This is a genomic window from Rhizobium sp. WSM409, from assembly GCF_057653825.1.
The window spans coordinates 1,332,701-1,358,565 of the sequence record NZ_CM172794.1 but is presented as its reverse complement, the minus strand read 5'-3'; the positions used below and the strand labels follow the sequence as shown (position 1 = coordinate 1,358,565).

The 25,865-nt window shown below is 60.8% G+C and carries 22 protein-coding genes and 1 tRNA gene; 11 read left to right on the top strand and 12 right to left on the bottom strand.

Annotated features, from left to right (window positions below; translation table 11 throughout):
• Positions 1 to 52 precede the first annotated feature (52 nt).
• Positions 53 to 1,294 (top strand): GNAT family N-acetyltransferase, encoded by a 1,242-nt coding sequence (locus AC25BC_RS06835; protein WP_012756928.1) that lies wholly within the window; start codon positions 53 to 55, stop codon positions 1,292 to 1,294.
• 4 nt (positions 1,295 to 1,298) lie between these two features.
• On the opposite strand, the gene AC25BC_RS06830 is transcribed toward AC25BC_RS06835, so the two are convergent.
• Positions 1,299 to 3,479 (bottom strand): GumC family protein, encoded by a 2,181-nt coding sequence (locus AC25BC_RS06830; RefSeq protein ID WP_012756927.1) that lies wholly within the window; start codon positions 3,477 to 3,479, stop codon positions 1,299 to 1,301.
• A gap of 189 nt (positions 3,480 to 3,668) precedes the next feature.
• On the opposite strand from AC25BC_RS06830, the gene AC25BC_RS06825 reads away from it, so the two are divergent.
• The 4 genes from AC25BC_RS06825 to AC25BC_RS06810 are packed head-to-tail and all read left to right on the top strand — an operon-like array spanning position 3,669 to position 8,278.
• Complete coding sequence (locus tag AC25BC_RS06825) at positions 3,669 to 4,244, top strand: polysaccharide biosynthesis/export family protein (RefSeq protein WP_012756926.1); 576 nt, start codon at positions 3,669 to 3,671, stop codon at positions 4,242 to 4,244.
• A gap of 3 nt (positions 4,245 to 4,247) precedes the next feature.
• Entirely contained in the window at positions 4,248 to 5,417 is a 1,170-nt protein-coding gene (locus AC25BC_RS06820; RefSeq protein ID WP_012756925.1) for a glycosyltransferase, read from the top strand.
• 57 nt (positions 5,418 to 5,474) lie between these two features.
• The gene (locus AC25BC_RS06815) at positions 5,475 to 7,037 is read left to right on the top strand and encodes an undecaprenyl-phosphate glucose phosphotransferase (RefSeq protein ID WP_012756924.1); all 1,563 of its coding nucleotides are present in this window, start codon (positions 5,475 to 5,477) and stop codon (positions 7,035 to 7,037) included.
• Positions 7,034 to 8,278 (top strand): O-antigen ligase family protein, encoded by a 1,245-nt coding sequence (locus tag AC25BC_RS06810; RefSeq protein ID WP_012756923.1) that lies wholly within the window; start codon positions 7,034 to 7,036, stop codon positions 8,276 to 8,278. The genes AC25BC_RS06815 and AC25BC_RS06810 overlap by 4 nt, the downstream gene beginning before the upstream one ends.
• 27 nt (positions 8,279 to 8,305) lie before the next feature.
• Here AC25BC_RS06810 and AC25BC_RS06805 read toward each other — a convergent pair whose 3' ends face one another.
• The 3 genes from AC25BC_RS06805 to AC25BC_RS06795 form a co-directional block, all read right to left on the bottom strand.
• A complete protein-coding gene (locus AC25BC_RS06805; RefSeq protein ID WP_003558393.1) occupies positions 8,306 to 9,139 on the bottom strand; it encodes a carbohydrate ABC transporter permease in 834 nt (277 codons plus the stop codon).
• The gene (locus AC25BC_RS06800; protein WP_113545979.1) at positions 9,139 to 10,032 is read right to left on the bottom strand and encodes a carbohydrate ABC transporter permease; all 894 of its coding nucleotides are present in this window, start codon (positions 10,030 to 10,032) and stop codon (positions 9,139 to 9,141) included. Before AC25BC_RS06800 ends, AC25BC_RS06805 begins: the two co-directional genes overlap by 1 nt.
• 125 nt (positions 10,033 to 10,157) lie before the next feature.
• Entirely contained in the window at positions 10,158 to 11,495 is a 1,338-nt protein-coding gene (locus AC25BC_RS06795; protein ID WP_012756921.1) for an extracellular solute-binding protein, read from the bottom strand.
• A 177-nt stretch (positions 11,496 to 11,672) separates the two neighbouring features.
• Between AC25BC_RS06795 and AC25BC_RS06790 the strand changes: the two genes are divergently transcribed.
• The 4 genes from AC25BC_RS06790 to AC25BC_RS06775 all read left to right on the top strand — a co-directional run bounded on the left by AC25BC_RS06790 (position 11,673) and on the right by AC25BC_RS06775 (position 14,611).
• Entirely contained in the window at positions 11,673 to 12,287 is a 615-nt protein-coding gene (locus AC25BC_RS06790) for a GNAT family N-acetyltransferase (RefSeq protein ID WP_020486949.1), read from the top strand.
• A 550-nt stretch (positions 12,288 to 12,837) separates the two neighbouring features.
• Entirely contained in the window at positions 12,838 to 14,019 is a 1,182-nt protein-coding gene (locus AC25BC_RS06785) for an ROK family transcriptional regulator (protein WP_012756919.1), read from the top strand.
• Between the two features lie 73 nt (positions 14,020 to 14,092).
• Positions 14,093 to 14,386, top strand: a complete 294-nt coding sequence (locus AC25BC_RS06780) for a helix-turn-helix domain-containing protein (RefSeq protein WP_003547265.1) — start codon at positions 14,093 to 14,095, stop codon at positions 14,384 to 14,386.
• A 75-nt stretch (positions 14,387 to 14,461) separates the two neighbouring features.
• Positions 14,462 to 14,611, top strand: coding sequence for a hypothetical protein (locus AC25BC_RS06775; protein ID WP_012756918.1), 150 nt, complete (start codon positions 14,462 to 14,464; stop codon positions 14,609 to 14,611).
• Between the two features lie 3 nt (positions 14,612 to 14,614).
• On the opposite strand, the gene AC25BC_RS06770 is transcribed toward AC25BC_RS06775, so the two are convergent.
• Positions 14,615 to 14,827, bottom strand: a complete 213-nt coding sequence (locus AC25BC_RS06770; RefSeq protein WP_012756917.1) for a hypothetical protein — start codon at positions 14,825 to 14,827, stop codon at positions 14,615 to 14,617.
• A 197-nt stretch (positions 14,828 to 15,024) separates the two neighbouring features.
• Here AC25BC_RS06770 and AC25BC_RS06765 point away from each other — a divergent pair, with 197 nt between their 5' ends.
• Complete coding sequence (locus AC25BC_RS06765) at positions 15,025 to 15,258, top strand: DUF982 domain-containing protein (RefSeq protein WP_041935496.1); 234 nt, start codon at positions 15,025 to 15,027, stop codon at positions 15,256 to 15,258.
• Between the two features lie 6 nt (positions 15,259 to 15,264).
• Here AC25BC_RS06765 and AC25BC_RS06760 read toward each other — a convergent pair whose 3' ends face one another.
• Positions 15,265 to 15,483 (bottom strand): hypothetical protein, encoded by a 219-nt coding sequence (locus tag AC25BC_RS06760; RefSeq protein WP_020486948.1) that lies wholly within the window; start codon positions 15,481 to 15,483, stop codon positions 15,265 to 15,267.
• Positions 15,484 to 16,019: 536 nt separating this feature from the next.
• On the opposite strand from AC25BC_RS06760, the gene AC25BC_RS06755 reads away from it, so the two are divergent.
• Complete coding sequence (locus AC25BC_RS06755) at positions 16,020 to 16,652, top strand: class I SAM-dependent methyltransferase (RefSeq protein ID WP_012756914.1); 633 nt, start codon at positions 16,020 to 16,022, stop codon at positions 16,650 to 16,652.
• Between the two features lie 185 nt (positions 16,653 to 16,837).
• On the opposite strand, the gene AC25BC_RS06750 is transcribed toward AC25BC_RS06755, so the two are convergent.
• The 6 genes from AC25BC_RS06750 to bcsA all read right to left on the bottom strand — a co-directional run bounded on the left by AC25BC_RS06750 (position 16,838) and on the right by bcsA (position 25,840).
• Positions 16,838 to 16,914: transfer RNA gene (locus AC25BC_RS06750), tRNA-Pro, on the bottom strand.
• Positions 16,915 to 17,012: 98 nt separating this feature from the next.
• Positions 17,013 to 17,681: an HAD family hydrolase gene (locus AC25BC_RS06745; RefSeq protein ID WP_012756913.1), complete on the bottom strand. Its 669-nt coding sequence runs from the start codon at positions 17,679 to 17,681 to the stop codon at positions 17,013 to 17,015.
• A gap of 113 nt (positions 17,682 to 17,794) precedes the next feature.
• A complete protein-coding gene (locus tag AC25BC_RS06740) occupies positions 17,795 to 20,170 on the bottom strand; it encodes a hypothetical protein (protein WP_012756912.1) in 2,376 nt (791 codons plus the stop codon).
• Complete coding sequence (locus AC25BC_RS06735; RefSeq protein ID WP_012756911.1) at positions 20,167 to 21,213, bottom strand: family 8 glycosyl hydrolase; 1,047 nt, start codon at positions 21,211 to 21,213, stop codon at positions 20,167 to 20,169. Before AC25BC_RS06735 ends, AC25BC_RS06740 begins: the two co-directional genes overlap by 4 nt.
• Positions 21,210 to 23,651, bottom strand: coding sequence for a cellulose biosynthesis cyclic di-GMP-binding regulatory protein BcsB (locus AC25BC_RS06730; protein ID WP_012756910.1), 2,442 nt, complete (start codon positions 23,649 to 23,651; stop codon positions 21,210 to 21,212). The genes AC25BC_RS06735 and AC25BC_RS06730 overlap by 4 nt, the downstream gene beginning before the upstream one ends.
• Positions 23,648 to 25,840, bottom strand: a complete 2,193-nt coding sequence (gene bcsA, locus AC25BC_RS06725; protein WP_012756909.1) for a UDP-forming cellulose synthase catalytic subunit — start codon at positions 25,838 to 25,840, stop codon at positions 23,648 to 23,650. The genes AC25BC_RS06730 and bcsA overlap by 4 nt, the downstream gene beginning before the upstream one ends.
• Positions 25,841 to 25,865 lie beyond the last annotated feature (25 nt).

The following is a 25,865-nucleotide window of genomic DNA, read 5'->3' as shown; positions in this document are numbered from 1 at the left end:
ATACGTCTGGCATACCTACCTTCCCGTTCAGCATTCTTGACCGGAGAAAATCGTGCAGACGCAAAAGCTCGATGTCCATGAACAGCCGTCCGACGACGTGGCGCTGGCCGATACGGCCATTTCGCGCCTGCGCCAGCTGAGCATGAAACTCGCCATGGCTGAAATCGACATCGAAGTCTTCGATACGATGCAGCCGCTGGAGGATGAGTGGCGGGCGCTGGAGCGCGACAATCTCCAGTCCCTGCATCAGAGCTACGACTGGTGCGCCGCCTGGGTGAGCGCCTTCCAGCGGCCGCTTGCGATCCTCAAAGGCACTCATGCGGGTCAGACCGCCTTCATTCTGCCGGCCGAGATCGTCAAGTCTCGCGGGCTCACGACGGCGAAATTCATCGCCGCCGATCACAGCAATATCAATACCGGCCTATTCGCAGAGAGCTTTGCCGAAGCCGGCAGGACCATCGCCCCCCATGAGTTCGCCGGCCGGCTCCGGCATGCGCTGAAGGGCCGCGCCGATCTGCTGCTGCTGCAGAACATTCCGCTGGAATGGCGTGGGCGCGAGAGCCCGCTCGCCGGGCTGCCGGTGGTGCAGAACCAGAATCACGCCTATCAGCTGCCGTTCCTTCCCGCTTTCGAGGACACGCTGAAGCAGCTCAACGCCAAGAACCGGCGCAAGAAATTCCGTGTTCAGTCGAAGCGCCTCGAGGCGGCCGGCGGCTTCGAATACCTCATTCCTCGGACATCGGAAGAACAGCACGGCCTGCTCGATATCTTCTTCCGCCTGAAAAGCGCCCGTTTCGCCAGCCTTGGCCTGCCCGACGTCTTTGCCGATAGGGAGACGCAGACCTTCCTGCACGGTCTCATCGACAAGCGGGACGACACCAGGCAGTATTTCGGGCTGCAGATGCATATGCTCCGGCTCAAGGGCGAACTTGAGGGTAAGATCGCCGCGATATCAGGCATCTCGCGCAAGGGTGACCATATCATCTGCCAGTTCGGCGCGATCGACGAAGAGCTCGTGCCGGATACGAGCCCCGGCGAATTCCTCTATTGGCAGACCATCTCGGGACTGCATGGCAAGGGTGTCGCACTGTTCGATTTCGGCCTCGGCGACCAGACCTACAAGCGTTCCTGGGCGCCGGTCGAGACCGCGCATTATGACGTGGTGCTGCCGGTATCGCCGTTCGGCGTCGTCGCCGGCGCCGCTCACCGGATCGTCACCCACGGCAAGGCGCACATCAAGGCGCGCCCGAAGCTCTATAAATTCGCCCAAGGCATCCGGGCACGGATCGGCTAGCCGTTCAAGCAGCCCGGCCGAGGGTCTGTTCGGCCGCTTCGCCGCCCGACATCAGCACGACGCGCTCATAGCCGGCAGCCTGGAATTCCGTCATCAGTGCAACGAAAATGGTCTCCTCGACCTCAGGCAGCGAGAGAATGATCTCGACGTCCCGGCTGCGCGTCAGCCGCGAGACGCCGGCGACATCGGCCGAACCGCATTCGACCACCACGAGGTCATAGGCGGCGGCGAGTGCATCGAGCAGCAACGACAGTCGGTCGACACCACGCATGGCGCGGCGCACGTCGCTCTGGCCCTGGGGAATGAGATGGGCATCGGAAAGGCGGTCGCCGTGGATCGTATCGCCGAAGGCAGCCTCGCCGCAAAGCAGATCGGTGACACCAAGGGCGGCCGGGTCCTCGGCCATCAGTTCCGTGGGGTAGCCGGAGCCGGTCATATCGATCAGGATGACGCGGTGACCGGCATCGGCGAGCATGCGGGTCAGCGAAACCGTCGCCGCCGAGCCGCTGTCACCAGTCGGAGATATGGCGATTGCCAGCGGCGCGCGGCTGCCGGTGAGATAATCCGCAACTGAGGCGACGGAGAATTCGTTGTCATCCTCCGGCTCGTCCTCTGGCGCCTCATCGGCAACCTTCACGTCCTCGATCGTATCCTCTTCCTCCGCGACGACGGCGAGCATACTCGGCTGAACGGGTTTTCCGGCGGTAGCGGCGATCGGAGTGGCCTGCGGTATATGTTTTTCCTCGACGATCGCTTCTGCCTCGATTGTCTCTGAAGCCAGATCTGTAGGGCGGAGCGCCCGGCCGCTGAAGAGTTCGGCCAGCATGATGACGATGGCGCTCATGATCAGCGTCGCGACGGCAGCGACGACGACGATCGGCACCACCTTCGGGAAATAAGGATCGACCGGCTCGACGGCCTTGGAAACGATCCGGGCATCGGCTGGGCTCGAATTGCTGTCGGCGCGGGAGGCGGCCTCGCGGTAGCGCACCAGATAGGTTTCGAGCAGTTGGCGCTGGGCGTTCGCCTCACGCTCCAGCGCGTTGAGACCGACCTCGTCCTCACCGGCGCGGGCGCTGGTGGCCTGCACCGTGTCCGATTGGCGCTCGAGTTCGCTCGCGCGGAGATCCGCGACCTTGGACTCGTTTTCGATGCTCGCCAGGATCTTCTGCGTCTCCTGGCGGATCTGGGTACGGATATCGGAGAGCTGGGCGCGCAGGCTTTTCAGCCGCGGATGGTTGTTGAGAAGGCTGGTCTGCAGATCGGAGATCTGCGACTGCAGGCCGGATTCCGTCCCCTTCAGCCGCTGGATCGCCTGGGAGGACATGATGTCGGGCAGCGTATCGGAGGCTTCGCCCGAAGACAACGCATTGCGCACCGCCTGCGCCCTCGCCTCGGCATTGGCCTTGTCGCCCCGCACGCGTGTCAGTTCGGCGGAGATATCGTTCAGTTGCTGGGCCGGAAAAGTGGTCGTGCCGTTCGTCTGCAACAGCCCGTGCGCGGTACGGTATTCGGCGACCTTCTTCTCGGCTTCACTGACCTTCCGGCGCAGGCCTTCGATCTCCGGCTCCAGCCAGCGGGTCGCCTCGGAGTTGGAATCGAGCTTGGCGCCGCTCTGGGTCGAAAGATAGACATTCGCCATCGCGTTCGGGATGGCGGCGGCGAGCTTCGGGTCCTTGGAGGTGAAATTGATGCCGATGACGCGTGAACCCGGCACCTGATAGACCTGCAGGCGTTCGACGAAGGCGTCGATGACGCGCTCTTCCGGCGGATTTTCCAGCGGGTTCTTCTTCAGGTGCAGCTTCACCAGGATGCTGCTCATGGCTGAACCGCTGGCGGCATCGTCGAATTCCGGCAGGTTATAGAGCTTCAGATCGTTGATGACCTTCTTGAGGAGATCGGCCGATTGCAGAAGCTGCACCTGGCTAGCGATGTTCAGCTCATCCATCAGAGGGCCGGCGCTGGCGTCGTTGATCTGCTGCGTGCTGGCGAAGGCCGGCGCCCGAGGTTCGATGAGGATACGTGTTTCGGTGCGATATTGCGGCGACATGATCTTGGCGCCGGCAAAGGCGACGCCCGCCCCCACGAGGGTGATTGTCAAAATCCGCAGACGGCGCGCCCAGACCGCACGGACCAACTGGCCGAGGTCGATGTCCACATCCTGATCACGAGCTACGCCGGACATGCTCTTACTCCACAACAAAGGTGCCGTAAGCGTAAACGACCATGGTAACTCAACGGTTAATGGCGATCTCACCGGCAAAGAGCGATGATCGATGAAGGAAACCGGGAAATTGCACGCACCCTTTACCGGGCATTAACCCTAACGGATCGATAACGACTGCACCGAGTTCATTTTTGTGAGCACAAGCGGATGTCTGTCGTCCAGCCCAAGATCCTTTTGGCCCTAAGCCTTGCAGCCATGACGGCAGCATTGGGCGGCTGCACGACGTACAAGCCGGCGCCGAAGGCCTTCAACGAGGCCACCATCCAGCCCTATACACTGGATAGCGGCGATCGGCTGCGCATCACCGTCTTCGACCAGCAAAGCCTGACCAACACCTATACGGTGGATCAGGCCGGCTATGTCGCCTTCCCGCTCATCGGCCAGGTCCCTGCCCGCGGCCGAACCCTGCAGCAACTCTCAGGCCAGATTGCCCAGAAACTGCAGCAAGGCTATCTTCGCGATCCCGACGTCACCATCGATGTCGATCGCTACCGTTCGGTCTTCATCATGGGTGAAGTCGGCCAGCCCGGCCAGTATGCCTATGTTCCCGGCATGACGGTGCAGAATGCGATCGCGATTGCCGGCGGCTTCACCAGCCGCGCCAACCAGCGCATGGTCGATGTTACCCGCAAGATCAACGGACAGGTGCTGACAGGCCGCATCAACATATCGGGACCGATCATCGCAGGTGACACGATCTACGTTCGCGAACGGCTTTTCTGAGCGATGGCAGAACAGCAGCCGCTCCGCATCCTCCATTGCTTCAGGTCGCCGGTCGGCGGAATTTTCCGCCATGTCCGCGATCTCGTCGAGGAACACAGCAAGGCCGGCCATGAAATCGGCATCCTCTGCGACAGCTCGACCGGCGGCGAGTACGAGGACAGCCTGTTCGACGATATCCGTCCCTATCTCTCGCTCGGCCTGACACGCGTGCCGATCCGGCGGTCGATCAGCCCGTCCGATATTGCGACGATGTGGGATACATACAAGAAAATCAAAAGTTTGCGGCCGGATGTGCTGCACGGGCACGGCGCCAAGGGCGGTGTGCTCGCGCGACTTGCCGGCTCAGCGTTGCGGGTGAACAGGTATCGCGTAGCCCGCCTCTATACCGCGCATGGCGGAAGCCTGCATTATTCGCGCTCCTCGCTCAGCGGACAGTTCGTCCTCAGGATGGAGCGCCTGCAGGAATATTTCACCGATGCGCTGGTCTTCATCTGCGAATATGAGCGCGACATCTATGCGCGCAAGGTGGGTAAGCCGCGGACGAAGACGAGACTGATCTACAACGGCATTGGCGAGCGCGATTTCGAGCCGATCCCGACCCGCTCGGATGCCGTGCATTTCATCTATGTGGGAATGCTGCGGGACCTCAAAGGTCCCGATCTGTTTGTCGATGCCTTCGCCAAGACCGAACGGCTGCTCGGCAGGCCACTGTCGGCGCTGATGATCGGCGACGGGCCGGATCGCGACCGCTACCGTGAGATGATGGTCGAACGCGGCCTTGGCAAACGCATCGGCATGCTGCCGGCAATGCGGGTCCACGAAGCCTTCTCCATGGCGCAGAACCTCGTCGTTCCCTCGCGCGCCGAAGCCATGCCCTATATTGTGCTCGAGGGGCTAGGCGCCGGCAAGACGATCATCGCAAGCCGTGTCGGCGGCATTCCAGAGGTGCTCGGCGCCGAAAGCGCAGCACTGGTGGAGCCCGGCAATTCCGACGATCTCGCCCGCGTCATGGCTGAAACGCTGAGCACGCCCGACTGGCACGCCAGGACGATGCCGAAGCCCGAGGCGGTGAAGGCGGTGTTTTCCTCCGCCGTCATGGCGCGTGATGTCCTGAAATTGTACCAAGAGCTCGTCAATCCCGCTGCCGGCCAAGTATTGCCTGTGGCCTCGTAAATGTTTCTTAGGGGCTTTCTGCTATTTCGCTTGGGTAACAACGAGCGATGAAACCCCATGAACAAGCTGGAAAAAGGCGATCAATTCGACGTGGACGCACTGCGCAAGCAGGTTTCCGACATCGAGGTGCGCGGCGAAGCGGGTCAGGAGAAGCCTTCCGATCCGACTGAGATCAACCCCTATGCCCGGCAGATCGCCGAACAGTTCCGTGACGGAACCCGTTCGCCAACGATCATCATCGGGCAATTGCGGCTGCTCGAATTCCTGGCGCTCTTTGCGATAGCTCTGATCACCTATTATTTCAGCCCAGGCGACGGCGGCGATTCCCCGTTGATGCGGGCGGGCATGGCGGCGATTGCCTCGGCCTTGACCGTCATCAGCCTGCAGCTTGCCGATACTTACACAATTCCGGCACTTCGCTCCAAGCTGCGTCTGATACCGCGCATCCTCGTTGCGTGGACGATCGCGTTTGTCCTCACCACCGGCCTGTTCGCACTTCTTCGCGGCACGACATCGGCGATGGTCGATGCCTATATCGTCTGGTTTGCTGCGGGCGCTCTCTTCCTCGCGGCCGAGCGCTTCCTCGTCGCCTACGGCATCCGCAACTGGGCGCGCAACGGCATCATGGAACGCCGTGCCGTCATCGTCGGCGGCGGCGAGCCGGCCAAGGATCTGATCCGCGTCCTCGAACAGCAGGCCGACAACGACATCCGCATCTGCGGCATCTTCGACGACCGCGGCGAGAAACGCTCGCCGATCATGGTCGCCGGTTATCCGAAGCTCGGCACCGTCGCCGAACTCGTCGAATTCGTGCGGCTAACGCGCATCGACATGCTGATCATCGCCCTGCCGCTGTCGGCCGAGGCCCGTATCTACGACCTTTTGAAGAAGCTTTGGGTTCTGCCGGTCGATATCCGCCTTGCCGCGCATGCCAACCGGCTGCGCTTCCGGCCGCGCGCCTATTCGCATGTCGGCTCGGTGCCGATGCTCGATATTTTCAAGAAGCCGATCCGCGACTGGGATTCCGTCGCCAAGCGCGGTTTCGACATCTTCTTCACGATCGTCGCACTTGCGCTGCTCTGGCCGATCATGGTCGCGACCGCGATCGCCATCAAGGCAACGTCGGAAGGCCCGATCTTCTTCATGCAGAAGCGCCACGGCTTCAACAATGAAATCATCAACGTCTTCAAGTTCCGCTCGATGTACACCAACATGGCCGACCCCACCGGCAAGGCAGCGGTGACCAAGGGCGATCCGCGTGTCACCCGCGTCGGCCGCTTCATCCGCAAGACCTCGATCGATGAACTGCCGCAGCTTTTCAACGTGCTGAGGGGAGATCTCTCGCTCGTCGGCCCGCGTCCGCACGCCGTTCTCGCTCAGGCGCGCGACCGCGCCTTCGGCGATGTCGTCGAGGGTTATTTCGCCCGCCATCGCGTCAAGCCGGGCGTCACCGGCTGGGCGCAGATCAACGGCTGGCGCGGCGAAGTCGACAATGACGAGAAGATCAAGTTCCGCACGGCCTACGACCTCTATTACATCGAGAACTGGTCGCTCTGGTTCGATCTCAAGATCCTGTTCCTGACACCGATCCGGCTGCTCAACACGGAAAACGCCTATTGACCGCGATCGAGGCGACATATCCCCGTGTCGCCCAACCGCAGCGGATGACGCTGCGCCTGATCGGCTCGGCCTTCGTCGCCTTCGGCGTCTTCCTTTCCGGTTTCGTGATCGACGAGCCGGCACCTTATGAACTCTGGATGGCGGGGCTGATCGGCCTCTGGTTCATCCTGGGCCTCAGGATTTCGCGCGGCGTGGCGCCGCTGCTGGCCCTGCTGCTGACCTTCAATATCGGCGGCATGCTGTCGCTGACGCAGATGAAGGACCTGGCAACCGCGCCGATGTATATCGCGGTGTCGACCTTCCTGGCGCTGACGGCGGTCTTCTACGCGGCAATCATCGAGGACAGCCACAAGCGGTTGCCGCTGATCTTCAATGCCTGGACCTTTGCCGCCGTCGCCACCTCCGCGCTCGGCATACTCGGCTATTTCCACGCCTTTCCGGGCGCGGAAATCTTCACGCTCTACGACCGTGCCAAGGGCGCCTTCCAGGACCCCAACGTCTTCGGCCCCTTCCTGGTGCCGCCATCGCTCTATCTCGTCCACGGCATCCTGGTCGGCGACCTGAAGAAATCGCCGCTGAAGGCCGCCGCCCTGCTGGTGCTTGCGCTCGGCATTTTCCTCTCCTTTTCTCGCGCCGCCTGGGGGCTCTTTGCGCTCGGCGTGGTGCTGCTGATCTTCATCATGCTGTTGAAGGAGCGCAGCGGCGCCTTTCGCTTGCGCGTCTTGGTCCTGTCGCTGGCGGCGATCATCATGCTGATCGCGTCGCTGCTGGTGGCGCTGCAGATCCCGAAGGTCGCCGAACTGTTTTCGGCGCGCGCCCAGCTGGTACAGCAATATGACGGCGAACATCTCGGTCGCTTCGAGCGCCACCGGATCGGCTTCACGATGATGATGGAGCGGCCGCTCGGCATCGGCCCGCTGGTGTTCGGCACGATGTTTCCCGAGGACGAGCACAATATCTGGCTGAAATCGCTCACCTCCTATGGCTGGCTCGGCTTCGTCAGCTATGTCGGCATGCTTGTCTGGACGCTGGCTCTCGGCTTCCGAAACCTGCTGCTCGACCGGCCGTGGCAGCCGTTCCTGATGATCGCCTGGATCTCGGTTCTCGGCCATGCGACAATCGGCAACGTCATCGATATCGACCACTGGCGCCATGTCTATCTGCTGCTTGGCACGGTCTGGGGCTGCGCGGCGCTGGAAGTGCGCCACAAGCGCGAACGAAGAATGAGGGGAGCGGCGTAGGGTCTTGCCGCCGACCGAATCGGCTGTCTATTTCGTCGCTCCTGCCGTCAGGCCGGCAATGAACCGTCGCTGGAAAACCAGATAAGTCACGATGAGCGGGAAAATGACAATCACCGCGCCGGCGGTCAGAACCGGCGTGTTGACGGTGTAACGTCCCTGGAAAAACAACATGCCGAGGGGCAGCGTCCGATAGGCGTCGTCATTGACCAGAATGAACGGAATGAGAAACTCGTTCCAGGTCCATATGAACAGGAACAGCGCCAGTGTCGACATTGCCGGCACCATGAGTGGGATAACGATCTTGCGCAGGATATAGAAGCGTCCGGCGCCATCGAGAACCGCCGCTTCGAGAACTTCTTCCGGCAGTTGCTGCATCGCGCTGGCGAGGAAGATCGTCGAGAACGGTATCGACATCGCGATCTGCGGCAAAATCAGAGCCGCATAGGTATTGATCAATCCCAGATACCGCATTTCATAATAAAGCGGGATGATGAAGGCTTCCGCCGGCACCATCATGCCGAGCGTCAGAATAGCGAACAGCGTACGCCGGAGCGGAAATGACAGGTAGGCGAAGGCAAAACCGGTCAGCAGGCCTAGAAAGACGCTTGCAGCAACGACGGGTATGACAACGATGATCGAATTCCAGAAGTAGATATTGAAATGTCCGGCATTCCAGGCATCGACGTAATTTTCGAAATGCGGATATGCCGGCAGCGCGAACGCACCCTGCAGAACGTCGGCCTTGCTCTTTATTGAGGTTAGAAGCAGCAGCAGGAACGGCGTGATCGTCACGAAAGCAAGAAGCCAGAGGACAATGCGAAGGAATAGCGTACCGGCGGGGATGTTAGACCAACGGCTCATCAAGCCCGTCCTTTGTTCTGCGAGCCCACCAGCCGGTGAATTGCGTAGTTGATGACGAATGTGAGTATAGCGCCGACAATGGCGATGGCCGCCGCAGCGCCGAACCGATTAAGCTCGAAGCCAAGCTGATACATGTAGATGTTCGGGACGAGCGTCGCGTTGGCGGGTCCGCCCCGGGTCATTGTAAAAATCAGGTCGAAGCTTTTGATTGACGCGATGACCGTCAGCAGCAAAACCACCCTTATTTCAGGCAAGAGAAGCGGCAGCGTTATCCAGAAAAAGGTTTTTCGCCCCGAAGCGCCATCGACCTTGGCAGCGTCGAAAAGAGACGGGTCGATGCGCTGAATTCCGGTCAGGAAGATGACCATGCAAAAACCGAAGAAATACCAAGTGGCAACGATCCCGACCGCGGGAAGCACAAAATTGAAATCGCCCAACCACGGGAGCGCGAAGGCGCCCAACCCCACCGCTCTCAGAAACTGATTGAACGGGCCAAATGCGGGATTGTAGAGCCATGCCCAGATGATGCCCAACACGGCAGTCGGCATGATATAAGGCAGGAACAGGAAGGTGCGCAGGGCGAGTTGTTCGCGCTGCTTCAGATTCCAGACGCAAGCGGCAAGAGTTATGCCGAGCACGAGCGGCAGGACACAATAGAAGATCATAAGCTCGGCATTGTTACGCAAGGCAATATAAAAACGGCTGTCAGAAAAAAGATCGGCGTAATTGCCCAAACCAACCCACTTGGGCATGCTCAAGCCGTCCCAACTGGTCAGGCTCAAACCCAAAGCCGCGACGATCGGTCCAAAGACAAAAGCCGCGTAGAACAGCAATCCAGGCAATAAATAGATAAAATTGGTCCGTTGCGAGCCGTCAAGTGCGGAGCGTTTCATCCATTACTCCATAAAGCCAAAGCTGTGGTCATCGCGCAGCAAGCCGATCGCAGTGCTCATTTATTTGGATCGACCCGACTGAGGCCACGACAGCCAGGGACGGCCGTGACCAGCGCCCGCAATTTTTATTTCTTGTCCTTCAGGTACGCCTGATAATCCTTGTCCATAGCATCGACAAAGGCTTCGGGCGTGATATTGCCGGACAGAAGAAGCGGCGTGTTGTCGTCTATTGTCTTCAGCATCGTTGGGCTCGACCAATCGGGGTAATGGCCGAGAGCGTCGTTTGCGTTGAGTGTCTTCCACATTTCGATGCCGGAAGTGAGGAGCGGCGTGAGCTTTGGCTTTGCGTCAGCCGCGAGCGAAGTAGCCGGAAGATAGCCAGCATTGGCCCAGGTTTCAGCAGCCTTTTCTGAGACCATATAATCGATATATGCGCCGGCTAGGTCCTGTGTCGGCTTGCTTTTGGCAAGGCTCGTTATCGCCCAGGCAAGATCCACGCCCCCGACACTCATGGGTTTGGAAACACCCTTCGGAGCGGGAATCGCCATGAAGCCGATATCCGGATTGTGTTGCATGTCACCGAAATACCAGGTCCCGGAGATCAGGAACGCGCCCTGCCCGGAAATGAAAAGCTGGACGGCGTCGTCACCCGAGATGCCTTCGAAACCGAGGAAAAAATAACCGCCCTGTGCCCATTGCTGCACGAGTTTGGCGGATTCGATGTTCCCCTTGGTGTTCCAGGAGCCGCCACGTCCGTAAATCAGATCGTCAAGCTCTGCGCGATTGCTGGCGTCGATATGCGCTTGGTCGATGGCGCCGATCATGTGCAGGGCCAGATGTTGCTTTGCAGAGCCCATCATGAAGGGCGGAACGCCCTTTTCCTTCAGCTTGTCGAGACCGGCCAACAGCTCCTCGAAGGTTTGCGGCAGCGCTACTCCCGCATCGGCGAGGATTTTTTTATTGTAGTAGAGGCCAACGATCTCGGCGAGACCTGATATGCCGTAGGTCTTACCGACCCCAAATTTTCCATCCTCCCAGCGGTCTCGAGCAAGCACGGAATCCGACTGGAGTTTATCCCAGCCATATTTTTTGATGTCGTCGTCGACCGGCAGAAGCAATCCCTCCTTGACCATCGCCCCCATGTCACCGGCACCCTGGTTGACTTTGGTGATGACAGGGCCATCACCTGCCGAAACCGCAAGCTTCAGCGTCAACTTCATGTCATCAAAGGTGCGGGCGGTGCGTTTGATCGTGACGCCGGGATGGGCAGCTTCAAACTCCTTGTTGAGCTGCTCTATAACAGCACTCTGACCTTCATAGGTTTGGTCATCCCACACGGCCAGGTCGTCGGCGCGCGCGGCTGTCGAAAGGCCAAAACTCAAAAGCGCCGCGCCAGCAAGCGCGACAGCTGCTTTCAATCCGTATGCCGGCAGTATGCTGATCGATTTCACGGTTCTTGTCATCTGCTCCACCTCATCTGGTTTATTTTCCACTCCCCGCTCAGGCCTTGCGCCAAGCAGCGGCCGAACGTTTTCTTCCCCCAGAGCTTTGCCTGGCTGGCGAATCTGGGGTAATCGTCAATGCATCCGCTCCTCTCGCGACCCAAAATGACAAAGCGCCACGCAGGAGGTGGCAAAGTGATGGACACCAGCTGCTTCATCCGCCCCGCGATTGAAGCGGATATCGATGCCTTTTTCGACATCTGCCTGAAAACCGCGAATGGCGGTGAGGATGCCGGCGCGCTTTATAGCGACCCGCATCTGCCCGGCTACATCTGGTCGGTACCCTACCTCAAATTCGCCAAGGACTTTGCCTTTGTTCTCGTTCAGGACGGCCGGCCGGCCGGCTATGTCGTAGGGGTGCCGGACACCAGCAGGTTCGACAGAGACTTGCAGACAAACTGGTGGCCGTTCGTCCGCCAGCAGATTGCGGGACTGGCACCCACCCGTCCGCGCGACGCCGACGTGATGGAACGAATTCAAAATCCGCGTAGCGGAACGGCGTGGCTTCAAGACCAGTACCCGGCGCATCTTCACATCAACATCCTTCCCGGACGCCAGGCGAGCGGTTGGGGGCGCAGGATGATCGGCACGGAGCTTCAGGCGCTTCGAAATCACGGGGTCGGCGGCGTGCATCTCGGGGTCGACCCAAACAACGAACGCGCCAGGGGTTTCTACCGTCACCTCGGTTTTTCCGAATTCGAGCAGGATGGCTCGGTCGCCTTCGCAATGCGGATCGATGCAGGATTGGGTTGAAGCATTTCCTGGCTTCTCCGAAGCACAGAAGGGCCCCGTCTCATGGATGTGAGCACCCTTGATTGGAGAAAATCTCACACGCCCAAAGCTGCCTGCTCCCCACACGGTGACGTCAGCGTGCCCATCCGGATGAACGTCGGCCTGAAGGCATGATACCATCATCGGCAGTAAAACTGGCTGCTCGGCGAAAAGCTGTCCATCAGTCGAGGGCTTCATCATGAGCAAATCCTCGGAAGCCGGGTTTAAGGGGTCGGCGGCACGCGAAAAAGGAAATAGCCAGATAAGCCCAGGCCAGTTCCTCTTTGGACGATCTTGGCGGGCGCACGGCTAATCAGACGATACCTATGGCGCATACTTCTCATCGACCCTCTTTATTGCATCGCGCATTTTCATCGCACGTTAATTCAAGCCTACAGTTGGTCTCTCATTTGTCAAGGACATAGACAAATGGCCTGCTTCGATGTATTGAATCTCGGCTATTGGCGATGGTTGTGATCCAATATCGCCCCATTAAGTATGCGCTCCGAACTAATTGGACTGAGCTAGCCGGATGGCAATGACATCTTCTGTCGCACAGACTCCGATCGCACGAAAAATTTCAACCAATGCCGTCATCCGAACCGTGTTCGCGAACGGGTCGATCTCCCGCGCCGATATTGCCAAGCTAACCGGCTTATCAAAGCAGACGATTTCCGATGTCGTGCGCGACCTTGAGGATGACGGATGGCTGAAACCAGTCGGGCAGACTGATGGTCGTCCGGGCCGGAATGCGATCACCTATGAAATCAATGCCAGGGCGGGACTGGCGGTCTCTATCGATCTCGGGAGCACCAAGATTGCTGCGGCTATTTGCGATCTATTGGGGAACGTGGTTGCTGAAACCAAAGTACCCACCGACCCGCGCGGCGGAGTGCATCTCGTCAATCAGTTCAGCGATCTTATCGTGGAACTCGCGTTTGCGGCCGGGACGACTGCCGACAAACTCCGTCTCGTCGTTCTAGGCAGTCCTGGTGTGCTCGATCCGGCCACCGGGCATATCAACGTAGCGCCAAGCATCCCCGGCATCGATGCCATAAATCTGCGGCAAGTCTTCAGCGACAGAATGGGGATACCGGTGATCGTTGAAAATGACGTCAACCTGGCCGCGCAAGGGGAGAGATGGCGGGGACACGGTATCGAAACCAGCAATTTTGCTTTCGTTGCTCTCGGAACGGGCGTCGGCATGGGCATCATCGCCAACGGAACGCTATTGCGCGGCGCGCGTGGGGCAGCCGGCGAAATCGCCTATCTTCCGATCGGCGGAGATGCTTTTGATCCTGGCGGATTTACGCTTGGAACCTTTGAGAGTGCGGTCGGCAGCGTCGCGATGTTGCGCCGCTACGTCGGTTTCGGCGGGCGTAACGCCTCCACTGTGGCCGATCTCTTCGCCGCGTTTAATGCAGGAGAAACAAGTGCTGCGGCTGCCATCGAAGAGACGGCACGGCTGGTCGCAGTCGCTATTGCTGCAATCGGAGCGGCTCTCGATCCTGAACTGGTGATCACCGGCGGCAGCATCGGCGCAAGACTGGAACTCGTCAATGCCATCCGCGGTTTCCTGCCGCGTTGTACGCCTTATCCGCCGCGCATCGAGATCAGTCGCTTTGGGAACCGCGCCGCCCTGATGGGAGGAATGGGGATCGCGGTTGAGCGCATGCATGACGATCTATTTGGTGTAAAATTGAGGGAAGTTTGAAGAGCGCGTGCCTGAGAGCCAACGTGCAGCGCCGCCACTTGAGAAGCGCTGGAAATGCGCTAGATTTTCTATCATGATAACAGCAACGCAGATACGCGGCGCCCGCGCCATGATCGGAATGAGCATCGAAGAGCTCGCCGCCGCCAGCGGCCTGCCGGTCGAGACCGTGATGGCGCTGGAAAACGGCGAATTCGCGGGTGAGCCGCACGCGCTGTTCGACGTGCGCAGCACCCTCGAGGCGAACGGCATCATCTTCCTGTCGAGCGGCAATCAGGATGAAGGCGGCCCCGGTATCCGGTTACGAGCACGCACCTCCAGCGATGACGGCATCCGGCCGGAAAATCTCAACGCCGCCAACGACGACTGACGGAACCAATCGGACGCCCGCGCGTTTCGCTGTCCCACAACATATCGGGGCCTATAACATATCGGGGGCAGTTTCTTGAACCGCAGCAATGGTCTCTACGTCATCATCGGTGTTCTTGTCGTCGCCGTCATCGGCCTCGGCGCCTATATCTTCCACGAGGAAAGCAAGCCTCAAGGCATCGAGATGAGCATCGGTAAGAACGGTGTCTCGATCGAGCAGAACTGATCTTTAGAGATAGGTTTTTGCAAGGTCGGCGAGTTTGCCGCCGTCTTTCACGCCCTGCCTGTAGAGCTGGATGATGACCGCACCGATCCGCTCGGCCTCCGGCGTCGTCCTGGCGAGGCCGCGTTCGTCGCATACCTTTTCGAGCACTTGCGAAAGCAGATCGAGATCTTCCGAAAATAACGGCAAATCATGCGGATGAATTGATGATCGTAACATCACGCCGCATCTCCTCCGAGGGCAAACGCATCCACGCTTGCATCGCCGGCCGCCCTCCGCAACCGACCCTAAAGTGATTATGCGCGAGGGTCTGAACTTTAGCAACTACGCAAATTCTTGTGGAACAAAATCATGGAACAAAATTTTATCCCGCGCGTTCTGGCCGCGTTTGGTAGCAGGAATCAGTGAGTGCAGACGTGAGTGAAAAACGCTTTCCCTCCCCCGTCCGGGTCGTTTCTCCAAACAGCAGCCTGATCGTTTCCACCGTCTGGGACGCCGTCGAATATCTGAAACGGTGGCCGAGCAAGCGCGGGCGCGATTATCGCGTTGCGCGCCAGCACTGCCTGGATGCGCTCGATGGACTGCGCAGCCCAGGCGCAGCACAGGCTTCCTTCATCACGGCAGCGAAGACGGCGGGACTGCTGGTGTAAGAGCGGTTAGCCGTTACGGCCGCCAGCGGCGACCAACTGGGGATGGATGGAGCCCTCCATGATCACCCTGGCGGTAATCTCGACTACCCGCTCCTCGGCGAGCTCGGCAAGCGCGAGGGCGACATCGCCTTCCGACCAGCCGGCTTTGACGGCCTCGTCCGACAGAGCCTGGAACGCGCTGGCGAGGCTCTGCCTGCAAGTTAGATTGTGCTTCATATCCGTCATGCTCGACTAGGCTATCTGTGACAGGGACAATGTTAATCTACACATATTCCCGAGAATGCGAAGAGGCTTCAGGTTTTTTTCAATCCAAAATTGGGTTGTTAACTTCAAAACTGGGTATAACATTAACAAACAGCAACAAATACCACCTCTCCCAACTGAGGCAGTACCAAAAAGAACTAAAGGATTTATTTGCGATGCACCTTCAAAGGGTATTTCATCACATTATTTAGTTTAAATGGTCGAAGCGGGCGGAGCCGGATGCAGCGGCGCTTTGAACCACGAAAATGCGGCAAACCTGAACGCGGGCCGTTTTCAGCATCTTCAGGGCACCCTGTCAATCAGCTTCGGGATCCGGCGGGCGAGCGTCGGGCGTGCTGGAGAATGTCTCGCGCTGTCGGTGCTGCCAATCGGCAGTGACGCTTAGTCGCCACGAACGCCTTCGGCGTTAATCACCGTAATACCACAACGACACCACACTCCCGTCAAAGTCCGCCGTACCATTGGCGGCTCACTTCTTCAGGTTTTCAGGAGGTAAAATGTCTATCGAACTGGACGCTACTACCTATATACACGCCAAACCGGCGACCGCCCATTCCTATATTCTGCCGGCCGTTGTCGATGTTCTCGAGAACAGTTTCCAGGAGGCAAGAGAAACAGCGGTCTTCGACCTCGGTTGCGGCACCGGCGGTGCTGCCGCCGTGCTCGCGGAAAAAGGCTATGACGTCGTCGGCGTCGATCCCTCCCAGGACGGCATCGCGAAAGCGAGAACCGCCCACCCCGATCTTCCGCTGGAAATCGGCTCCGGATACGAAGATCTTTCCAGCCGGTATGGGACCTTCGATGCGGTGATAAGCCTCGAGGTGGTGGAGCATGTTTATGATCCTAAGGCTTTCTCGGCCACCATGTATGATCTGGTAAAGCCTGGCGGCATCGCGGTTATGTCGACGCCTTTTCACGGCTACTGGAAAAATCTGGCATTGGCGGTCAGCGGAAAGATGGACGACCATTTCATGCCTCTGAAGGACCATGGCCATATCAAATTCTGGTCTCCCGAAACGCTCAGCACACTCCTGGTCGAAACGGGCTTCGAAGCCGTCGACTTCGAATATGTCGGGAGAATTCCGCTGCTGGCGAAATCGATGATCGCGATCGCTCAGAAACCGTACTGAAAGCGGTCGAAGCCCCGCCGCCGCTTGCAATGGCGGCGCTAAAGCTCGTCTACAACATGAACAAATGACATTTTCGTTCGGGGCGTTCGGCTCCCGTTTTAGCATTTCTGCCAATGCCTCGTCGCCTTCTCCGCCGGCAGCGGGACGAAAAAGTGACATTCTGACTGGGATTTCAAGGGGATAAATGGTCGGGGCGACTGGACTCGAACCAGCGACCCCTTGACCCCCAGTCAAGTGCGCTACCGGGCTGCGCTACGCCCCGACCTGCCGAAACGGCTTGTTTCGTTTAGTTTTTCAGCGCGTGCAATGCAAGCGGAAAAACCTTGCCTCCAACAAAAAGGGAGTAGTTTGCCGCAATGCTCAGATCGCGGCGAGCTTCAGCCGACCTTCGGCGGTTTGGATGGGCTGCCACGCCTGGTAGTTGGCGATCGAAAAATGCGGCGTTTCGAAGGGCGTGGCGTGCGTTTCGGTGATGACGGTAACGTCGGCGCCGGCGGCTTCGCCGGCGAGAATGCCGGCGACGGCATCTTCGAAGACCAGGCATTTTTTCGGATCGACGCCGAGGCGGCTTGCGCCGAGCAGATATCCTTCGGGGCTGGGCTTGCCTGATTTGACCTCTTGACCGCTGACGATGACCTTCGGCATCGGAATGCCGGCGGCTTCCATGCGGCGCCTGGCGAGCTCGATCGGCGCCGAAGTGACGATTGCCCATCGGCCCTCGGCGATGGCGGAGAGGAAGCGGACGGCGCCGGGGATTTCGACGATGCCGGAGACATCCTCCATTTCCTCGGCGAGCAGCAGATCCGCCTCATGGGCCGGATCGACGCCGGGCAGGCCGAGTCCGCGGATCACATCGGAGGCGCGGATGCCATGGATCGTCTTCAAGAAGACCGCCGGCTCGAAGCCATGGCGTCTTGCCCATTCACTCCAGACGCGTTCGACGACGGCAATAGAATTCAGCAGCGTTCCGTCCATGTCGAAAAGGAAGGCGTCATAGGATCTGTTGAGGATGTCATGGAGAGCGGGCACGGGGCGTTTCCTTGCGTGTCACAGCGCCGCGCGTCTTTGAAGACGTGCAAAGGGACGCTGTGGTATTTAGAAGCTACGCAAGCGACTAGCGGAGAGCGGAAACGGCGTCAACGTCAGTTGTTGGTGTCTGGGTGGGTGACGTTACGGACGTCGGCAAGACCGCGGGCGGCGTCGCGGCTGCCGGTCGCGGCAGCGGCTTCGAAGATACGGGTCGCATCGCCGTACATTTTGAGATTGAGGTAGCAGTAGCCGCGCAGAACCATCAGGTCGATGCGCTCCTGCTGCAGCTGGGCACGCTGATCAAGATAGATGAGGGTTTCGCGGTAACGGCCGGCGTCGAAGGCTGAAAGCGCACGGTCGGCGAGGATCGCCACCTGAAGCTCGGCGGCGCGCTGGCGGTTCTGCGGTGCTTTGGTGGCTGCAACGGCGGCATTGCCGGAGAGGCCGGCGCGCAGATAGGCAAGGCTTTGGCCATAGGCTGCGTCTTCGCGGACCTTGCGGGCCGGACTCTGCAATGCCGCCTCGAAGGCCGAGATCGCCTCCATCGGCCGGTTGATATCCATCAGGCACCAGCCGCGCGACAGCGCGTCGGCCGGCTTAAGCTGCCCCGCATCGATTGTCGTCGAGCAGCCGCGCGTCTGGCGCGGACCGCGTGGGACGTTGACCGTCTCCATAGATGGCCCTGCCGCGCGAACGACTACTTCCGACCCCGGCTGCAGGGTGACGCGGCGCTCGGCCGGAAGCGGCTCGGCCGGGGGACGCTGCGTCGGCTGAGCCGGTTGCTGTGCGGCAAGCCCCCCCTTCGCCGGCGGCTGCGTGACAGCATTCGGCATCAGGGACGACGTGTCTTCGAGGTTAGTGATCCGGCTCGACCGGCCGGTCCAGGCACGCTGGAGGTCGAGTACGCCCTTGCGGTCGCTCAGTTGCTCGCGGGTGATGACAAGGCCATAGGCGGACGGTTCGTCATCGGGTTTCCAGGCAAGCGCCGTCTCGAACCAGCGTGCGGCGGTCTGGAACTGGTTGAGGGAACGGGCATACCAGCCGAATTGCTGCGCCGTCGGCACATATTTCCGGGCGATGACCTCGGTGGCGATGCGGTGCAGCACGTCTTCGGCCAGATCGGCCGGCGGCTCCAACGCCATCAGGTTTGCGGTAGCGGCGAGATAGGTTGATGTCGCGTCGTCGGAATCGGCGCGCCAGCGGAACATCACGTCCTCGGCTTCCTCAGGCGCCTTGCGGGCGATCAGCGCCAGCGCCAGCCCCTGCGAAGCGGTCGCCGAATCTTGCTTGGCTCGAGCGGCACGGAACCATTTCTCGGCATCGGCATCATTGTTGCGGCGAAGCTGGTACCAGCCGAGCAGCAGCGCATCGGAGGCAAGCCCCTCCGTCCCGGCGAGTTTTTCGAGGCGGGCGATATAATCGGGCGCGATGGCGAGATTCGGATCGTCATCGCCCTCGGCCATGAAGCGTCGGGCGAGGTTGTCGCGAATCGCATTGAATTCCTTGCTGCCGTCGGCAGCAGGCCTCTCCAGCGCGAGCAGCGCCTGCATCGGCTGGTAGGCAAGCAGCGTCGAGGCCTTCTCGACCGTCGCCTGCCGCTCGGCCGGATTGGTGCAGTTCTTCAGGATATAAGCGTAGGCGTCCTGGCCGCGCTGCGCCCTCTCCGTCTGGATGAAGGCTTCGGCGACGCGCCAGAGGACATCGATCTCGCTGCAGGTGAGCAGGCTCGGTGTTGCAGCAGCGATATCGACCACAGTCGCATGTTGCTTGAGGTCCGAAGCATTGACGAGGCGGGCGCGGGCCTCGGCGACGTCAAGCCGGTCGAGCAGATCGGCCGGCGGCTGCCATCCGGCATCGGTTGCCTGGCGGTCGGCGACGGCCTTGCGCAGCTCCGCATAGCGGCCATCCGAATAGAGCTGCCACATGGCCTCGAGCTGCTTGTCGCCATTCTGCGGCACGGCGAGCGGATCGGCCGGCGGGACCCAGTTCGGATAGAGCGCCTGAAGGCGGGAGATCTCGGCCTGCAGGCGCACCTTGTCGCCGCGGCTGGCGAAATAACGAAGCGCACTTTCATCGACGGCAGGCTGCGGCGCCGCGGCCGCCTGTTGCGGAGCCGGCGGCGCGGAAACGATTGGGGGTGTCACTGGTGCCGGCTGGGCGACGGTCTGAGCCGGCGGAGCAGCCGTCTGAGGTGCCGCAGGCTGCGGTGCTGCAGGCTGCGGTTCAGCGGCATCCGAATCGGACGTGTCCGGTGGTGACGGCGACGGCGAAGTGATCGCCTCGATCTTGTCGGCGACGAGCTGCGCATTGAATTCGGAATTGCCGGCAGGAACCTCCGGCTTGATGCGGCCCATCATCATCAGCTCCGGTGCCGGCTTGCCGGCAGACCCAAGGCCGAATTTTTCCTGCAGAGCGGCACGATCTTTCAGCCCGGTGACGAGGGTTGCCACCACGACTGCCGCTGAAACCGCCACGAGAGAAGACTTCACAGACACTCTGGATGCTTCTCCCCAATATAGGCCAGCCCCAACAGCTGAAGCGTGGACGGATAATAGAGTGTGGGCGCAAATTGCAGGGCCGAGATCGGCAACTTGGTCCCATCGACTACACAGGCCACAACATCGTTAACAATTCGATAACCTGCGTCCGGCAACACAGTCTTCGTCCGGCCGGTGGTCAGATCGATGGTGGCGGGAACGCCGTCTTGCGACATTCCCTGCTGCAGACGGGTCAGCAGCGCCTTGTCGGTGACGCCGCCACGAGCGAGATAGAGCGGGATGCGGATGGCGTTATAAGCAAATTCGGAGTCGAAACCCTGCGCCGGCTGCGGCTGGCCGCTGAGACTCACCCATTCGGCGGGAAGCTTGCGCGGGCCGAACTGCATCGTCTTCAACAGCGTTAGGCCATCATCCGACAGTTTTTGCCAGGCATCCGACGGAGCGAGCGCCGCCATCACCGGGATCGCCTCGTAAATCCAGTAGGACGGGTTGACGACGGGGCCGTCCTCACGGTCGGTAGCGGCAAAACCCTGGCTCCCCGGCAACAAAAGTGTGTGGCCGGCCGCGTGCACAACGGTTTCGGCAAGCAGCGCCTGCGCCATTCGGGAGGCAGCGAGGATATAGTCGTTGCGTTTCCACGCCGTGCCGGCAAGCGCCAGCGCATAGGCGATCAGCATGTCGCCGTCCGAGGCGTTGTTGGTGTCGGTGACGTGCGGCTTGACGTTCGGATCCCATTTCCAGACGGCCAGGCCATCGTCGCGCAGCAGCAGCTCGGTGCGGGTAAAATACCAGATCTGTTCGAAATCGGCGGGACTGGCTGAGAGATAGGCGAGCAGCATGCCATAACCCTGTCCTTCGCTATGGCTGATATTGCCGTTGCCGTTATCGATAATGCGGCCGGTCGCATCGAGAAACTTCGCCTTGTAGGCCGCCCATGCGCCGGCATTGATCATCGCCTGCTGGGCAACGGCAGGCGGGCTCGCGGCCGCGAACGCGACCGTTGCCGCCAGCAGGAGCGCGCGCCACCGCCTCATTTGGACCGGCCCAGTTTTCTGAGCATGCTCGAGGTGGTGATCCCGATCAGCAGCACGAAGACGACCAGCAGGAAGGCGTAGGAGAGGATATTCGTCGACAGCCAGTTGGCGGCGATCAGGCGGTAATTGGCGATCGACCAGGGGGTGGACGGCACGAAATCGAAACGGGTGACGGGCACGGTTTCGATCTTGCCTGTCTTGCTCGAATAGGTGGTGATGTGGCCTGATATCTGCGGCCAGTTCAGCTGCGCGGTCAGAACCTCGAGCCCTTCGCGCAAATCCTTCGCCGACGGCGCCGCCACCACGGTCCAGGCGCCGGCTCCCGCGGGGCTGGAGCCCTGTGCAACCAGCAGCGTGTCGGCGTTGGCCGGCGTGAAAATCTGCTCGGCGCCGGGGATGAATTGCAGCGAGCTGCGGGAGATATCGAAATTGCGCGACAGCCACTCGCGGAAGGCGGTGACCCGGTTGTGCAAGACACCGCCGCTGACCTTGGAGTTCCACTCCTCGAAGGCCGTACCGGTATCGACGACGCCCGGCTGCGTATCGGCCACCGGACGCCACGAGGCCTGGCTCGTCGTGGAGATATTGGTCTGCGACAGCGCCGTTGTCGGCATCTGCGAGATGGAGCCGATGAAGATCGCATCACGATCGCCGATCGTATTCGGCGAGGCGACGGTTTCGACGGCGATCGGATGGCCGGCGGTGATGGCCATCTGGCCGAGCAGCGTGGCGGCAGCCGAAAGCGTGTCGGCATCGATGCGGTCGATGAAGAGCGGCGTCGGCTCCGTGGCCCGGCCATAGGGATAGGCGGTGCCGGCCATTGCGGCCAGGTTCGGACGCTGACCGACGCGGGCGAAATCCGGAATCTGCAGCTCTGAGGTATCGAACAGGGCAAAGCGCGGGGTGGCGCCGGCGGTCGCGCCCGGCGCGCAAGCCGCATCGTCCTTGGTCATCAGGATCGCCTCGATCGCCATCGAATTGAGGCCGGGCTTGAAGTGTCGCATTGTCACGCGGATCGGCAGATGACGGAGAATGCCGCCTGATGTCGTGGTGATCGGCACGGTGGAGGCGATGTTGTCATTGACGTAGATATCGATGTGGCTGCCGGGCATCACGTTATCGGTATAGGCGGCGTCGAGCAGCACCTTCGCCTCGCCATAGGCATTGGCATAAAAATCGGCCGGTACAGCGATATTGAAGCTGGTCCGCAACCGCCGGCCGGAGAATTCGGTGGTCTTCACACCGAGCTGAGACAGGGCGATGTTGGTATCGGAAAAGACCAGCGGCGCGTTCGGCGCGCTCCAGCGCTCGGTGGTCAGCACGTCGCGGCGGACGTCCGAGGACCGATCTGTCGGCGAGACGATGGTATCGATCGCCGACGAGACCGCCTGCCAGGAGGGGCCGCTGATCAGAAGTACCGGCGAGCCGCTGCGCGGATCGGTGACGAAAGCGGCGAGTGCTGCACTTTCGGCGCCGGGCGGCAGGCCAGGAAAGAGCGGCCGCAGTTCGGCTGCGGTACCGACGAGCACGCTGAGCTTGCCAGGCCCGCCAGCCGGAAGCGAAGCGGTGCTGAAGGCGAAGATCTGGTTCGGCATGCTGCTCAGCACCGACAGGCCCTGCGCCAGCCGTAGCAGCGGCTTGGTGGTTCCCGGCTGCTCCAGCGCCGGGACAACGATGTCGAATTCCGTCTTGCCGGCGCCGTCGACGCCGATGGCGCGGATTGCATCGGCGCTCGATAGCTGGGCGGCATCCCTGCCGGCAAAGCTCAGATAGGTTCCGGCCGGATCGATGTTCGACCACAGTTCATAAGTCGATTGGATGCTGCAATCGGTGCGGTGGCGCTGATCGGCTTCGAAGGTGACGAGGTTGGCGCCTGGCTGCAGCAGACCGGGCAGAACCTCGAACGTGACGGCCGAAGAGCCATCCGGCGAGCCGACGCGCTGCTGGCCGATCGGGCGGTTGTTGAGATAGACGGTCAGCACCGAGGCCTCAGGCGCGACGACGATCGAATTCTGGTAGGCGAAGGTGAAGCTTGCCTTGGCCGCCGCCTGCTCCGGCGTCAGATAGACCGACCATGACCGGCGGTCGTATTCGCCGCCGAGGCCGAGTTTCGAAAAGGGCACGACAAAGCGGCGGACATCGCCGGGGCGAGGCGGCGCGGCGGTATTTGCCATGGCGGCTGGTTGTGGCGCAGGCGCCGTCGGCTGCGGCTGGACGGCGATCGACGGAGGAACAGGAGCAGCCGAGGTTGCGGGCGCGGGTATGACGGAAACCGGCGGAGTGACGGGAACCGGCGCAGCCGCCGCAGGCGGCGCCAAACGCGGGGTAACGGACGCACCGGGCGGCCGCTCGCCGGACATGTCGAAGGGGGCCGTCTGCGCCTGGGCGAAGGCGGAGGCATTCAGCAGGAGAAGCGAGGCGGCTACGATGCTTCTCATCCGGCGTTGACCTTTGCCGCCTGCTGCTGGGCTTCTCGCTCCGGCCGCATGCTGCGGAAGAAGTAAACGAGGCCGCGGCTCGTCTGGTAGAACGACATGCCGAGAAACCAGATAGTGCCGCGGATCAGGCCAGGATTGCGCCGGCGCGAGGCCTGGAACTCTGTCCACTGGCCGGAATTGGCAAACATCAGGTCGGCGATCAGGCGATGGTCGAGCGCGCTTTTCGGCACGTACTGACAGCCGACATTGCTGATGTCGCCCGACGGCTCGATATTGCGGACGATGAGCGGCAGGGTTTCCAGATCCGCGCCGCTATAGGGCCGGAAGCGAATTTCGCCGACGGCGCCGACCAGCATCTCGTCGAGCTGCTTGTTGAAGATGTGAAGCCTTGCGCCGTGGACGGAGACGTCCTCGATCGAAGCCGTGTACCACTTGCCGTTGGCGCCGAATTCGCAGCGCCGGTTGACCCTGACGCGACGGGACGAGGCGCGCTCGCCGCGCTCCGACACGACACCCAGCGCGCAGCCGGCCATGATCAGGTTGATGACATTCCATCCACCGACGACGAGCGTGACGTCGGCCTTATAGGGCTCGGCATAAATCTTGTAGATGGTGATGATGAGCGCGACGATCTGCACCGCAAAGATGACGAAGAACGGACGGCTGATTTCCGACAGACGGCTGACGGCGATCGATTCGTCCTTGGCAGTGACCTTGAAGGTCGGTTTCCTCGGATTGAGCATGACGGAGACGACGGCCGGCAGTAGATGCACAGTCTGGACATATTCGTAGAGCTCGGAAATCCAGGGCCAGCGGAACGACCCGTAGAGGTAGTTCTGCATCATCAGATTCACGAGCATATAGGCAAGCGTATAGGCGAGGAACTCACCGCCCGAAGCGGTGAAGATTTCCAGATCGAAGAACAGGTAGAAGAGCGGCGCAAACAGGAAGATCGTGCGCGGGAATGGGAAGAGCCAGAAAAGCGTGGAGGACATGTAGCAGAAGCGCTGCGGGATCGTCAGGCCGCGCTTCAGAAGCGGAAAGCGGAAGCGCAGGATCTGCATCATCCCCTGGGCCCAGCGGCTGCGCTGGCCGATGAAGCTTGCGAAGGTGGCTGGCTGCAGGCCGGCGATCAGCGGCTTGTCGACATAGATGCTGTTCCAGCCGCTGCCATGGAGCGCCAACGCCGTCTCGCAATCCTCGGTGATGCTGATGCCGGAAAAGCCGTTCTGGGATTCGAGCGCCCTGCGGCTCAGAACCGCGGCCGAGCCGCAGAAGAAGGCGGCGTTCCATTTATCGAGGCCGCGCTGGATGATGCCGTAGAACATCTCGTTCTCGCTCGGCATCTTGTCGAAGGTGCGCAGGTTGCGTTCCAGCGGATCGGGATTGATAAAGAAGTGCGGGGTCTGGACAAGGAAGAGCTTCGGATCGTCTTCGAAGTAACCCACCGTCTCCAGCAGGAAATCGCGGGCCGGCGCGTGGTCCGCATCGAAGACGGCGATGAGTTCGCCGGTCGAATGTTTCATGCCGTTGTTGAGATTGCCGGCCTTGGCGTGCTCGTTGCGGTCGCGCGTGAGGTAGTGGACATCGAGATCGTCGCAGAGCTGCTTCAGCTCGATATGGCGGGCGGCAGCCGCCTGGGCTTCGAGCAGCTTGCCGGAATTGCGCTTCTGCAGGGTGCCGCCGTCGTCGAGCAACCAGACATGCAACTTCTCGGCCGGATAATCCATGGCCTTGGCGGCGGCCAGCGTGTTTCCCAACAGGCCGGCATCCTCGTTATAGGATGGTACGAAGACGTCGACATGAGGGAAACGCTCATTCTTGGCGGCACGCGAGGGGCGTGACGGCAAAGGTGTGGCAACGATGAAGAGGCTGAGCGCCAGCATCGCAACGCTATACATTTCGGCAAGATAGAGCAGCAGGCCGGGAATGAAATTTGCCAGCTGATTCACAGGTGGCAGCGTATTGGTAGTGCGCCAGTAGACATAGCGCAGCACGATCGACGTACCGAAGGCGAGCGCCACCAGGCGCCAGGTCCCCTCGCCCTTCAGCACCTTGATCAGCGCCATGACTGTCACGACGGTGATGCTGGTGATGAGCTGGGTCTGCAGGTTGACCGGCAGCGTGATCAGCACGATCATGCAGAGCGAAACCACGGCCCATATGATGACACTGCGGGCTTTGCGCATGGACGTTCCTTCGAAATTGCTCAAC